The sequence below is a fragment of the Hymenobacter sp. J193 genome (assembly GCF_024700075.1).
Lineage (GTDB): Bacteria > Bacteroidota > Bacteroidia > Cytophagales > Hymenobacteraceae > Hymenobacter.
This window is the reverse complement of record NZ_JAJONE010000001.1, coordinates 1,028,501-1,041,825: the sequence shown is the minus strand read 5'-3', so window position 1 is coordinate 1,041,825 and position 13,325 is coordinate 1,028,501. Positions and strand designations below refer to the sequence as shown.

Annotated in this window: 6 protein-coding genes and 1 pseudogene; 4 read left to right on the top strand and 3 right to left on the bottom strand. The window is 55.4% G+C overall.

From position 1 onward, the window contains the following. Positions 1-46: 46 nt before the first annotated feature. The gene (locus tag LRS06_RS04455; RefSeq protein ID WP_257870376.1) at positions 47-4,486 is read left to right on the top strand and encodes an IPT/TIG domain-containing protein; all 4,440 of its coding nucleotides are present in this window, start codon (positions 47-49) and stop codon (positions 4,484-4,486) included. Between the two features lie 82 nt (positions 4,487-4,568). Here LRS06_RS04455 and LRS06_RS04450 read toward each other — a convergent pair whose 3' ends face one another. After that, entirely contained in the window at positions 4,569-4,916 is a 348-nt protein-coding gene (locus tag LRS06_RS04450) for an iron-sulfur cluster assembly accessory protein (RefSeq protein ID WP_196953314.1), read from the bottom strand. Positions 4,917-5,084: 168 nt separating this feature from the next. Between LRS06_RS04450 and LRS06_RS04445 the strand changes: the two genes are divergently transcribed. Next, positions 5,085-5,621 (top strand): hypothetical protein, encoded by a 537-nt coding sequence (locus LRS06_RS04445; protein ID WP_257870375.1) that lies wholly within the window; start codon positions 5,085-5,087, stop codon positions 5,619-5,621. 283 nt (positions 5,622-5,904) lie between these two features. Here LRS06_RS04445 and bshA read toward each other — a convergent pair whose 3' ends face one another. Beyond that, positions 5,905-7,044 carry an N-acetyl-alpha-D-glucosaminyl L-malate synthase BshA gene (gene bshA / locus LRS06_RS04440; protein WP_257870374.1) on the bottom strand — a complete coding sequence of 380 codons (1,140 nt, stop codon included), beginning with the start codon at positions 7,042-7,044 and terminating at the stop codon, positions 5,905-5,907. Positions 7,045-7,211: 167 nt separating this feature from the next. Continuing rightward, positions 7,212-10,166: a glycoside hydrolase family 3 N-terminal domain-containing protein gene (locus LRS06_RS04435; RefSeq protein ID WP_257870373.1), complete on the bottom strand. Its 2,955-nt coding sequence runs from the start codon at positions 10,164-10,166 to the stop codon at positions 7,212-7,214. Positions 10,167-10,453: 287 nt separating this feature from the next. On the opposite strand from LRS06_RS04435, the pseudogene mutL reads away from it, so the two are divergent. Together mutL and LRS06_RS04420 are read left to right on the top strand one after the other, a co-directional pair. Continuing rightward, positions 10,454-12,437, top strand: a pseudogene (mutL, locus tag LRS06_RS04430) (DNA mismatch repair endonuclease MutL). Between the two features lie 66 nt (positions 12,438-12,503). Further along, positions 12,504-13,289 carry a rhomboid family intramembrane serine protease gene (locus LRS06_RS04420; RefSeq protein WP_257870370.1) on the top strand — a complete coding sequence of 262 codons (786 nt, stop codon included), beginning with the start codon at positions 12,504-12,506 and terminating at the stop codon, positions 13,287-13,289. Positions 13,290-13,325 lie beyond the last annotated feature (36 nt).

Genomic DNA, 13,325 nt, shown 5'->3' with positions numbered 1-13,325 from the left:
TGAAACTATATCTTTGTGTTAACCTTCATCTAATCATTACAGACATATGCTTAAACTTTTACTTGGGTTATGGTTCTTCCTGCTTGCTATTATCGCACAAGCGCAGGTGCCTTCTTTTACATTACAGCATAGCATAGGTGTACCCCTCAATTTTCCGCAAGATGTTGCGGTGGATGGAGAAGATAATATCTACGTTCTAGAGTTCGGGCAGATAATCAAGTTGAGTCCGACAGGCCAATATTTGCGCACTATAAAAACGCAGAATAAGACAAACACGCGAGGAGCGACTTCCTTCGGAGTAGATAAATACGGTAATGTATATATATCCAGCAGTGAAGCAGCTGTCGATAGTATATACAAGTTTAGCTCAGAAGGTAAATTAATAACGCAATACAGCGCAGACCCAGACTCCAAGAGGTATAGAGAGGTAAACTTGTTGACGGTAGATGAGTCAGGCAATGCCTATTTAGTTGATGGTAATAATCTGTTCCAGAAAGTATCGAGCACAGGTAAGTTGATATATCAGCACCAGCTGACTAAATACCCCCAACACATAGTGGCTGGTACTGTAGATAAGGAAGGTGTTTTTTACGCTGTATGCGAGGACTTTTCCGTTTTTACACTGGATTCTCAGGGTCAGGTTAAGACCAGTTTCGAGTTTCAGAACGAGATTCAGGATGATATTCAACACGTGCTGATAGATGGGCACGGGATGCTTTATGTATCGACTCTTCGCTACTCCCGAATTGAGAAATTTGACCAGCAGGGCAACCACGTTGGTTTTCTGGATCAGGGTAATCTGCATGAGACAAAGCCGGCTATGGCGCTGGATTCTCAGGGAAATTTCATTGTCACATCTCCATCGCATGGAGGTGGAAGCAAAATTCTCAAGCTTAGCTCGGAAGGTGCCGTGCTGGATGAGTGGGGGCATACCTCGTCGTACGGTGATGTAGCGGTAGATGAGCAGGGTAATTTTTACTGTTATAATTACACTTTCACGAGCGGCCACTTACTGAAATACTCATCAAAGGGAGAAAAACTTGCGGAAATAGGCGCTGACCAACAACAGCAAAATATCTTATCTATCTGCCTGGATGTTTTAGGTAACTTATACACCCTGTCTGACTATAACGCCAACAGTTCAGGAAGCAACTACTTGATTCGCAAATTTGATTCGCAGGGAAAGTTTGTCAAGGATTATACGCCGCCAGTTATTGGGCATAATCTATACACGGACTTGGCGGTAGATGCTCAAGGAAACCTATACTTGACCGATTATTATGGGGGCTGTGTACGGAAGCTTAACAAGCAAGGTGTGCTGGTAGCTTCCATTGGCACGTGGGGTAAAGGAAAAGGGCAGGTGTGGATTCCGGAAGCTGTGACAGTAGATCTGGGCGGAAACGTGTACGTGGCGGATTATGACGGTCGGCGAGTGCAGAAGTTTTCGCCAGGCGGTAATCTGCTACGAGCCTATGGACCAGAAACAATTCCAGAAGATTCCTCTCCTACTCAGAATTGTGAAGTAGGGCTGGGTGTAGATGCAATTGGAAATCTATATGTAAACGGCAACCGCGGAGAAGTAGGCATGAGGGTGTATAGGCCGGGGAGCAAAGACGCTACGCTAATCAGTATGGGCACTGACCGCTTAGCGGTGAATACACGCGGAACATTTCTGGTTGCTATTACACGCGGTTCTAATATTATCGACGTGTATGGCAACACTAATACGACTTATCTTTCCAATACTATAATTGGTCTAGTATATCAGGATAAAAATAGTAACTGTCAACAGGATACTGGCGAGCTACCTCTGCCTAACATAGTAGTTAAAGCTGGTCCGTATTATGGCGTGTCGGACCAGAATGGCCGTTACATCGTAGCCGTAGATACTGGCCGTTATATAGTGCAGCAAATTACCCCCCAAGCAGAAATTGGGCGGGAAATCCGGCCAACCTGTACCGTTGCCCAAGCAGTTGTTCTCAACCAATACTTACAAACCGCCACGGGGCCTTCATTTGGCAATAAGGTCACAGACTCACCTTCGCTGTCAGTACAGATTACTGCAAATCGCCGCCGTCGGTGCTTTCGCAACGTGACTACGGTATCGTATAGCAATCAGGGCTATGCCGCTTCAGCTGCGGCCTATGTGACGGTAGCTTTGCCACCGCAAGTGGTCTTTATCTCTGCCGGCTTACCTTATGAGCAAAACGCGGCCGGGCAATATGTGTTTTCTGTTGGAAAGCTAGCGCCTGGTCAGCAGGGAAGTATTATTATACAGGATTCGGTGGTGTGTGGCGATGAAAGCCTGCGCGGACTCACCGTTTGTACCAAAGCGTGGATAACGCCTCCTAATACGTACCCGACATCATCTGGCAGCGGAGCAGCCTCACTGACAGTAAAAGGTTTAGCGCTGCCAGACCAGCAAACCCGCTTTGTGGTACGCAACGTCGGTAAAGCAGCTACACAGGATAGCTTGGCACTACGCGTATTTGCTGATACCGATCTGGCGTTGCGGCACCATATTTCTTTGGCGGCCGGAGATAGTGTGGTATTGCGCGTGCCTGCTACTACAGCTGTAGTGCGGGTAGAAGCCGATCAGCCACCTGGCCACCCTGGTTCAGCAATTGCCAGCGCCACGCTGGAAATACCCGCACTACGGACTGTAGGCCGTGCTAGCGCTGCACTAGCCGCTTTCCCTCCTGATAACAACAGTGCCGAGGTAAAAGAAGATTGTCAGGCTATTGTAGATTCCTTTGATCCGAACGACAAGCTGGTGATACCCGCCGGAATTTCTGAACAGCACTATACACCTCGTAATGCTTCGCTTCGCTACCGCATTCGCTTTCAGAATACTGGCACTGATGTGGCATATCAGGTAAAAGTAATTGATACGTTAGCCACGGATCTTGATATCAGTACCTTGCAACTGGAAGGCGCGTCTCACCCATATCGTTACGAGCTTCAGGGTAAAGGGCAGCCGACGCTAAGCTTCACCTTCGATGATATTCAACTTCCTGATAGCGCACATCATCCTGCGGCCAGCCAAGGGTTCGTTCAGTTTTCTATTCGTCCTAAAGCAGATTTAGCTGATAAAACGCTTATCGAAAATGAGGCTGATATATTTTTCGATTATAATTCCCCAGTACGCACTAACCTCACAAGTAACCGCATTTATGATGTGCCAGCTACCGTTACGGCTCAAAGTCAAGTAGCTTACACCGAGATTTTAGCCACGCCGCAACTCCTGGCTATTAGTCCCTTTGCTGGCCGCGCTGGCTCTATTGTAACCTTAACCGGGCACCGCTTTGCGGCTACCACGGCCGGCAATCAGGTGAAATTTAATGGTAATCGGGCTACAGTAGTAAGTGCTGACGCTAACAAGGTGCAAGTGCGCGTGCCATTTGGAGCTACTTCCGGCTCCATTCAGTTACAAACCCCCGACGGGCATACTCAAAGTTTAGAAGCATTTACAGTATATCAGCAACCTACACTTGCTACCGTCACGCCAGCGGAAGCGGTACCAGGTAGTACGGTGCTACTTACTGGAACACATTTCTCCGAAAAGGCTGAGCAGGATACAGTACTATTTAATGGGATACCTGCCACTATTATGAGCGCCAGCACCAGCTCCTTACAAGTGCAGGTACCTTATGGGGCAAAATCAGGGAAAGTAGTAGTGAAAACACTGGGAGGAGAAATAGAAAGTAAAAGCGCTTTTAACGTTTGGTACCCACCAACACTTTCTGTCGACTCCTTTTACAAAGGAAAAGCTGGAAGCATAATTACTCTAACAGGAACTAACTTCTCGGAAAATTCAACCCGAAACACAGTAACGCTTGGAGGAGTTATGGCAGAAGTTAAAATGGCTACACCTACAGCTTTGCGTGTTCAGGTACCAGCCAATGGCCAGTCGGGCAACGTGTGGATTAAAACTCCGGGCGGCCAAGTTACGGCAGATAATGACTTCGTCTTTCTGCCAGCCCCTAGGCCTATAAGTTTCCAACCAACAGAAGGTATTGTTGGTACAGAAGTAACCCTTAGTGGCTTTAACTACAGCATAGATGAGAAACTAGATACGCTGCTGTTAAACAATGAAGCTATACCGGTGCTGCAAGCCAGCGCGAACAGCCTGAAATTCAGGATTCCCCGGGGGGCGAGTACGGGTAATTTCACTGTGGCAGGTGTGGGAGGAAGAAGTATAGTTTCTCAACCCTTCAAGGTTACCGCACTGTCCAATCAGGAAGCGGTAGTGCTTTATCCAAATCCATCCCGCGGAGTTGTGACGGTCGACTGGTCCAAAGCGAATTTCGATATACAATCTGTGCGAGTGTATTCGGCGGTAGGTAGCCTGATTGCTTCTGTACAGATCAATTCGCTTAGTACAGACCACACAACGTTTACGTGGGATGACTACAAGCCTGGTCTGTATTTAGTCATTATTCAATCAGATAACGCACAAATTGTAAAGCGTGTACTGTTGCAATAAAGCAATGCAACGGCATAAGTAAGAAGCCCCGGCAACCAAAGTTGCCGGGGCTTCTTACTTATGCAAAACTCAAGAGAAGTGCTTACGCGGAGAAGGACGAGCCGCAGCCGCAGGTGCTTTTAGCCTGGGGGTTGTTGAAGATGAAGCCGCGGGCATTCAAGCCATCCTGGAAGTCAACTTCCATGCCCATTACGTACATGGCGTGCTTCTTATCCATCACGAGCCGCACCCCGTCCAGGTCGAAGGTCTCGTCCTGTTCCTTGGGTTTGTCGAAGCCCAACAGGTAGCTCAGGCCCGAGCAGCCGCCGCCCTGCACGCCCACGCGCAGGCCATATTCGGCCGGGACGTTCTTCTCGCGGAGAATATTTTTCACCTCTTCCAGCGCCCGGGGCGTGAGGTTGATGGGAGCAAGTTTCGTGGCGGTTGCCATAGGAGTGTCAGCGTTAGGAAAGTAGGCGGCAAAGATACGAAGCCGGAAGCTGCCGCGCCAGAACCCGGTTTTCAGCATTAACACGCAGCCGGCCCCGGCGGTTCACCGTATATCTTTGCCGGGCACTCTACTCCCGATTTTTCACAATTTCCTGCTACTTCTCCTCGGATGGATACCTCCGCGTACGTTTTTGATCTGCTGAAAATTATTTTGCCGGCCGTTATTGTGGGCGGCGCTATCATCTGGCTAGTGCAGCAGCATCTGGAAAAAGAGCAGCAGCGCCGCCTCATCGAAATGCGCCTCGAAACCAGCAAAACCACGCTGCCCCTGCGCCTGCAGGCTTATGAGCGGGTGACGTTGCTGCTGGAGCGCATCACGCCCAACAACATTCTGGTGCGCCTGAGCAGTGCCGGCCAGACTGCTGCCGACTACCACCGCCTGCTGCAGCAGGAAATTCGCTCGGAGTTTGAGCACAACCTCAGCCAGCAGCTCTACATGAGCCCCGAAGTCTGGAACCTTGTGAAGCAGGCCAAGGAAAACGTGCTGACGATGGTAAACCGCGCCTACCACGCCCTGCCCACGCCCCAGCAGGCCCGCGGCACCGAGCTAGCCAAGCGCATCCTCGAAAATATGATGGTGGATGAAAACGACCCCACGGCCCAAGCCCTGCTAGCCGTAAAGCGCGAAGCCGCCAGCCTGTTTTAAAATGTGCTAATGTGAGAGAATGTGCTGATGTGGTTGAATGTGCTGATGTGCTAGTGCATGAGCAACGTGTCATTGCGAGCAAAGCGAAGCAATCCGTCCTGCGCAACGCGTGAAGCCCTGAAATGTGAAAAGCCCTGACGCCAGCACGGACGTCAGGGGCTTTCTGGTAAAAGAACGTTGGTTACATTTCAGAGGACGGATTGCTTCGCGCTGCTCGCAATGACACGTTGTTCATTATTAGTACATCATTAGCACATCAGCACATTCAACCGCATTAACACATTCACACATTGGCCATTACTGAGTCGATGGCGCGCTGGTAGCAGGCTTCGTAGATGGGCACAATCTTGCTGGTGGCAAACAACTCGGCGTGGGCGCGGGCGGCGGCTTTAAAGCGGGGCAGGTTCTCGTCGGCCAGCACGTAGAGGGCATTTTGCACCATATCGGCCACGTCGCCCACGTTGCTGACCATGCCCGTGAGGCCATGCTCGTTCAGCTCGGGAATACCGCCCGCGTTGGTGCTGATGACAGGTACCTCGCACGACATGGCCTCCAGCGCCGCCAGCCCGAAGCTTTCCTTCTCGGAAGGCATCAGAAACAGATCCGACACACTCAGGACTTCCTCCACGGCTTCAAGCTTACCCAGAAAACGCACGTCGTGGCTGGAAAGGCCCAGGTCGCGGCAGAGCTTTTCGATGCGGGGCCGGTCGGGTCCGTCGCCCACCAGCAGCAGCTTGGCCGGCACCTGCTTGCGCACCCCGTCGAAAATGCGTACCACGTCTTCCACGCGCTTCACCGAGCGGAAGTTGGAGGTGTGAATCAGCAGCTTCTCGCCGTCGGGGGCAATGGCGGCGCGGAAGTGGCTTTTGTCCTGTTTGCGGAAACGCTCCAGGTTGATGAAGTTTGGAATTACCTCGATGTCCTTCTCAATGGCGAAGTACTCGTAGGTTTCCTTGCGCAGATCCGCCGAAACCGCCGTTACCCCGTCGCTCTGGTTGATGCTGAAGGTAACCACCGGCTCGTAGCTGGCATCCTTGCCCACCAGGGTAATATCGGTGCCGTGCAGCGTAGTGATGACCGGCACGCGGATGCCTTTGGAAAGCAGAATCTGCTTGGCCATAAACGCGGCGGAGGCGTGCGGAATGGCGTAGTGCACGTGCAGTACATCCAGCTTTTCGTTCTGCACAATGTCCACCATTTTAGAGGCCAGTGCCAACTCGTAGGGCGGAAACTGAAACAGCGGATACGCCGGCACGAACACCTCGTGGTAGAACAGGTTCTCGTTGAAGAAGTCGAGCCGTACGGGCTGGCTGTAGGTGATGAAGTGCACGCGGTGGCCTTTCAGGGCCAGGGCTTTGCCTAATTCGGTGGCTACTACGCCGGAGCCGCCGAAGGTGGGGTAGCAGACAATGCCAATGTTCATGGAGCGTAATGGTTAGCAGGCGTCTTCACTTAAACAAAAACGCGGCGAGAAAAGGGAGGGACAAGCACTAGTGGTAGCAGGAGCTACAAAAAATCGGCGGCAAGTCGTTTTGAAAAACGCCTTACCGCCGATGCGGAATCATTGAAACGGAAATGCCGGACAACAGATCATGTTTTCTGTAAGGACTTGTAAATGACGTCGTGGATGCGCGTGCGGATGTTGAGCTGGCGCAGCTTGTTGTTGCCGGCATCGGGGTACACCCGGTTGGAAAGAAAGATATACACGATTTTGTTTTCGGGGTCCATCCACACGCAGGTGCCTGTGAAGCCGGTGTGGCCAAAGGTGCTGGCGGGGGAGAGGTTGCTGGTGGGGCCTTCGGGCTTGCTCGGGTCGCCGTGGTCCCAGCCGAGGCCGCGGCGGTTGCCGGCTTCCGTGGAGCGGGCAAACTCGGCTACTACCGGGCTCTGGAAGTAGCGCTGCCCGCCGTAGCGGCCATTCTGCAGGTTCATCTGCATGAGAATAGCCAAGTCGTTGGCATTCGAGAACAAGCCCGCGTGGCCACTCACGCCCCCAATCATAGCCGCGGCCTGATCGTGCACGGTACCCTGCACCAGCGTATGGCGGTAGTAGGTGTCGTTTTCGGTGGGCGCAATGCAGGATTTAGGGAATTTATCCAGCGGGTGGTAGGTCATCGTAGCCAGACCAAGTGGGCCATAGAAATTTTCCTGTAGGAACTTCTCTATTGGCTGCCCCAGCAGCTTTTCGCTCAGGCGCTTGAGCACGATAAAGCTCAGGTCGCTGTACTCGGCGGGGTACTTGCCTTTCACTTTCGGCAAGAGGCCCGAGCGCACCGTCCACACCCACATGGAGTCCTCCGCCGACTTGGTGCTGTAGGTACCCGGCACTACCTCCCGCGGAAACGCGTCGGTGCGGGTGCTGGCGTAGAAAGTAGGCTTGAGGCCGGTTTTCGTGACAGTACGCTCCCAGAACGGAATACCTGGCTTGAGGCCGGCCTGGTGCAGCAGCACGTCGCGCACCACCATGTCCTTTTTGTTGGATGTCTTCAGCTCGGGCAGGTAGTCCGACAGCTTGGCGTCGAGGTTCAGCTTGCCCTGATCTTTCAGGTACATGATGGCCTGGAGCGTGCCGGCCACCTTTGTCACCGAGGCAATGTCGTAGAGGGTGGAGCTGGTCACGGCGTTAGCCTTGTCGTAGGTGGTGTAGCCGAAGCTTTTCTCGTACACCACCACGCCGTCTTTGGCCACCAGCACCTGGCCGCCAGGCGAGGCCGCGTAGGCCACCGTTTCGAGGGCAATATTGTCGATCTGGGCCAAAATTTTCGAGTCCATACCCACACTCTCGGGCGTGCCGTAGCGCAGGCGGCGGAAGTCGGGCGTAGGCAGGCCGGTACCAGCTTTCAGCGCTTCCGAAACCGTAACGGGCAGCTGGCCTTTAGCCGGCAGAGCCCCAAATAGAATCTGCGGAACAACCAGTTGCGAAGCTGCATTGTCTTCGTAGCCGCACACCAGCGTACGAGCGTTTTCCAGGTATTTCAGCGCGTAGGCATTGCCTAAGGCCACCACCACCACTTTCTGGCGCGGATTGGCCTGCAGGCGCTGGATAAAGCGTAAAGCGCCCTCACCCAGGCCGTAGTTGTGGCTGGGCGTGTTGTTCATGTTATGCAAACTTACCACCACCGTATTGTAAGGCGCCAGGCGGCTTACCAGCCTATCGAAGGTGGAGTCGGGGGCGTAGCGGTTGGGTACGGCGTAGGTGGCGCAGGGAAGGTAGTTGCCCATCGTCTGGCCCAGCACGTTGCCGGCCGGGGAGCCAATGGCAATGGAAGCCATGCGCAACGTGTCGAGGCGGTGGAAGGGCAGCAGGTCGTCCTGGTTTTTGACCACGGTAATGGCGTGCTCGTAGATACCCTGCTGCACAGCCCGGCTGACCGGCCGGTTCAGGTTTTCCACCAAATGCGGCACGTCGATGGGCTGATAGCGGTTGAGGCCGGCCCAGTACTTGGCCCGCAGGATTTTGCGCACCCGGTAGTCCACGTCTTCCTGGGAAATGCGGTTGGCGGCCATCATTTCTTTTATTTTCTGGACGGCCACCGGCACGTCTTCCGAAAACAGCAGCACGTCGTTGCCGGCCATAAGGGCCAGCGCGTCCAGCTCGCCGGGCTTGTACAGGTTCGTTACGCTCTTCATGTTGAGCGCATCGGTAAATACCAGTCCTTTGTAGTTCATTTTCTCCTTCAGCAGCCCCGTCACGAGGTTGCGCGAAAGGGTGGTAGACTGCGTGCGGAGCGTATCAAACAGCGGCATGTAGAGGTGGGCCACCATCACGCCCATCACGCCCGCTTCAAATGATTTCTGGAAGGGGTAGAGGTCCACGTTGGCCAGGCGGGCCATGTCGGTGTTGATAACCGGCAGGGCCACGTGGGAGTCTGTGTCGGTGTCGCCGTGGCCGGGAAAGTGCTTGGCTACGGCAATGATGCCGTGGTCCTGCAGGCCGCGCACGTAGGCCACACCCAGCTTAGCCACGTCCTCCTTGCTTTCGCCAAAGGAGCGGTTGCCAATCACGGGGTTCGACGGGTTGGAATTCACGTCCATCACCGGCGAGAAGCTCACGTGCACGCCCAGGGTTTTGAGCTTGAGGGCAATTTCGCGGCCCATCTGGTACACGTCCTGGTCGTCGTCGGTGGCGCCCAGCGTCATCTGCTTGGCGAAGTGCATGCTGGAGTCAAGGCGCATATCCAGGCCCCACTCGGCATCCATGGCAATGAGCAGCGGCACCTGCGCGGCCGACTGCAGGCGGTTGGTAAGCTGAGCCTGACGACGTGGCCCGCCCTGCAGAAACATCACGCCCCCGATGTTGTAGTTCTTGATCAGGAACTCCAGGTACTGGGCGTGCTTGCGGTCTTTGTTGGAGTAGCCCGCCACCATAAACAGCTGGCCCAGGCGCTGGTCGGGGGTGAGGGAGGTGAACACACTATCTACCCACGACTGCTCAGCCGCGCTGGCCGGCCGGATGTCCTTGTCCTTAGGGGCAGAAGATGAAATGATTAGACCCGTAAAGGCGAGAAAAACCAGTAAGAGCCTAATCCGAAAATCCTTTAACATCTACTCCCGTTAAGTTGGCCTACAATTGAATGCGAGCGGAAATACCCCTACTTTTGCCAGCACTGAAAAGTTCCCGCCGGGGCGGCGGCTACCCCTTCGGCCCGAGGGCTGAAGTTCCCGGTCAATGCTCTTCTCACTGCCCTGAATCGGGCCTCCGACCGATACCCGACGGGTACAGGCTGACCGCAAACTTACGGATTATTTCCCGGCGCTGGACGCGTTGAATATCGTGCCAGTTGAATTTTTTTCGGTAACCGGTTCATTTTCAAGCCTAGTTTTCTTTTGCGATGCCCGACGTTATTCAGCTTCTTCCCGAATACCTGGCCAACCAGATTGCCGCCGGCGAGGTGGTGCAGCGGCCGGCCTCGGTGGTGAAGGAACTGCTCGAAAACGCCGTTGATGCCAACGCTACCCAGGTGCAGCTTATTGTGAAGGACGCCGGCAAGCAGCTGGTGCAGGTGGTCGACAACGGAGCCGGCATGAGCCCCACCGACGCCCGCATGAGCCTGGAGCGCCACGCCACCAGCAAAATCCGCACCACCGACGACCTGTTCCGCATCCGCACGCTGGGCTTCCGGGGCGAGGCGCTGGCCTCCATTGCCGCCGTGGCCCAGGTGGAGCTGCGCACCAAGCAGCGCGCCCAGGATACCGGCTCCCTGCTGCTGGTGGAAGGCTCCCAGATCAGCAGCCAGCAGCCCGTGGCCTGCCCCGATGGCACCAGCATCAGCGTGAAGAACCTGTTTTTCAACGTGCCGGCGCGGCGTAATTTTCTGAAAAGCAACGCGGTGGAAATGCGCCATATTCTGGACGAGTTTCAGCACGTGGCCCTGGCCAATCCGCAGATCGGCTTTTCCCTGTACCAAAACGACCTGGAAGTGTTCAGCCTGCCCGCCGGCAAGCTCAGCCAGCGCATTGTGGCCGTGCTCGGCAACTCCTACAAGGAACAGCTGGCCCAGGTGGAGGAAGTGACGCCGTTTATTGCCGTGCGCGGATTCATTGGCAAGCCGGCCGCTGCCAAGAAAAGCCGGGGCGACCAGTTCTTTTTCGTTAACAACCGCTTTATCCGCTCGGCTTACCTGAACCACGCCGTGCTTACGGCCTACGAGGGCCTGTTGCCCAAGGACACGCACCCCTTCTACGTGCTGTTTCTGGAGCTCGACCCCAAGACCATCGACATCAACGTGCACCCCACCAAAACGGAAATCAAGTTTGAGGACGAGAAGACCGTGTACGCCATCGTGCGGGCTGCCGTGAAGCAAAGTCTGGGGCTGCACAACATGGCGCCTTCCCTGGATTTTGAGGGGGATGTGAACTTCGCGCCCATCCAACCCCTGCGCCTTTCCGGCAACGAGCGAAGCTCTTTCGACCCCGATGATGCGCCCCGCGACGCGCTGGCCTCGGCCGCTGCCCGTGCTGCCGGCGGCAAGGCCACTCCCCGCGACAAAGGAGCCCGCCCCGATGCCTACGAGCGGCAGATTCCGCCCCGGCCCACGGAGCAGGCCAAGCGCGAGCTGGAGGAATTTTATAAAACCCTGGGCCAGCTGAGCGTGCCCGACGTGGAGCACGAAGCTACGGCCAAGGGCGTGCTGGTGCCCTCGGCGGTGGCTTTCACGGCAGCGCAGGCTGTGCCTCCGGAGCTACTGGTAGCGCCGGAGGCCGCCCCCGCCCCGCGAGCTACCTTTGCGCGACACGGGCGGGCCAGGGCATAAGGTGCTGCAGGTGCATCAGCAGTACCTGTTGGTGCCGGTGAAGTCGGGGCTGATGCTGATTGACCAGGTGGCGGCGCGGGAGCGGATCCTGTACGAGCAGTACGCGGCCGAGCTGGAGCGCGAAACCGGCGCTTCCCAGACCCTACTGTTTCCGCGCACCGTTACGTTCACGCCCCAGGATTTTGCCGTGCTGCTGGAGCTCACGGAAACATTGCAGGCGCTGGGCTTTCGGTTTTCGGAGTTTGGCAAGCACACCATTGCCGTGGAAGGCATTCCGGCCGACGTGCCCCCCCGCCACGAAAAGGAGTTGCTGGAAGGTCTTATCGAGCAGTTTCGGACCCACGCCGGCCCGGTGAAGCTGGACCGGCGGGAGCAGGTGGCCCGGGCGTTGGCCCGGCGGTTGGCCGGCAGCGCCGGACAGGTGCGCCTCTCGGAGGTGGAAATGAACGCCCTCGTGGATCGGCTGTTTGCCTGCCAGGTGCCCAACTACGCGCCCGACGGCCGCCGCACGCTGGTAATGCTGGAGCTAAGCCAGCTGCAGGATTTTTTCCGGCGCGCCTGATACCTTGGCGGCCGGTCCGCCCAGGGCTCCGTACAACCCGCGTCTTTTCTCTTCGTTTCCCCGTCTATGTTTCGACTCACGCCGGCCGTCCGGAATCTTATCCTCGTCAATGTAGCCCTGTTTTTCCTGCAGGGCATGTTTCCGCTGCTTACTGTGTATGGCTCCCTGCACCCCATTGGGTCGGCGCTGCTGTATCCGTGGCAGTTCGTGACGTACATGTTCCTGCACGATGGATTGGGTCACCTGTTTTCCAACATGATTACCCTGCTGTTTTTTGGGGCTTCGCTGGAAGATGAATGGGGCGGAAAAAAGTTTATCACCTTCTGGCTGATCTGCGGCCTCGGGGCGGGCTTCATCTATGAGGGCGTGCGCTACTACGAGCTGCGCGAAATGAACGAAAGCCGACTTGCCTTCCACGAGCAGCCTTCGGGCGTGGGTTTTGCCGATTTTTTCCGGGAACACCTGCCCCAGGCCGGCGACTCGTACGCGCCCGTAGCCCGGCAGATGCAGAAAACCCCGGACGACCAGCGGCTGATCGATAGTGCCACCCAGACCATCGATAGTATCTATATGGAGGTGATGGATAGCCCCAATAGCGGCATGCTGGGAGCTTCCGGAGCTGTGTTCGGAATATTATTCGCCCTGGCGTACCTGTTTCCGAACCAGAAGATGTTTATTTTTCCGATACCTATCCCCATCAGCATCTGGCTTTACGTTTTCCTGTTCTCCGCGTACTCCCTCTGGAAAGGGGTACATCCCACACCCGGCGACAACGTAGCCCATTTCGCGCACCTTGGCGGAATGCTGATTGGGTTCATCGTGTTAAAAGTCTGGGAACGACGCGGTATCTAACTGCGGCCCGATGCCTGTTTCTACTGCCTGCCCACC

Bases quoted from the DNA above. Each gene is read 5' to 3' on its own strand.
- bshA (WP_257870374.1), bottom strand. From the start codon at position 7,044: ATGAACATTGGCATTGTCTGCTACCCCACCTTCGGCGGCTCCGGCGTA.
- LRS06_RS04445 (WP_257870375.1), top strand. From the start codon at position 5,085: ATGGATACCTCCGCGTACGTTTTTGATCTGCTGAAAATTATTTTGCCG.
- LRS06_RS04455 (WP_257870376.1), top strand. From the start codon at position 47: ATGCTTAAACTTTTACTTGGGTTATGGTTCTTCCTGCTTGCTATTATC.
- LRS06_RS04420 (WP_257870370.1), top strand. From the start codon at position 12,504: ATGTTTCGACTCACGCCGGCCGTCCGGAATCTTATCCTCGTCAATGTA.
- LRS06_RS04435 (WP_257870373.1), bottom strand. From the start codon at position 10,166: ATGTTAAAGGATTTTCGGATTAGGCTCTTACTGGTTTTTCTCGCCTTT.
- LRS06_RS04450 (WP_196953314.1), bottom strand. From the start codon at position 4,916: ATGGCAACCGCCACGAAACTTGCTCCCATCAACCTCACGCCCCGGGCG.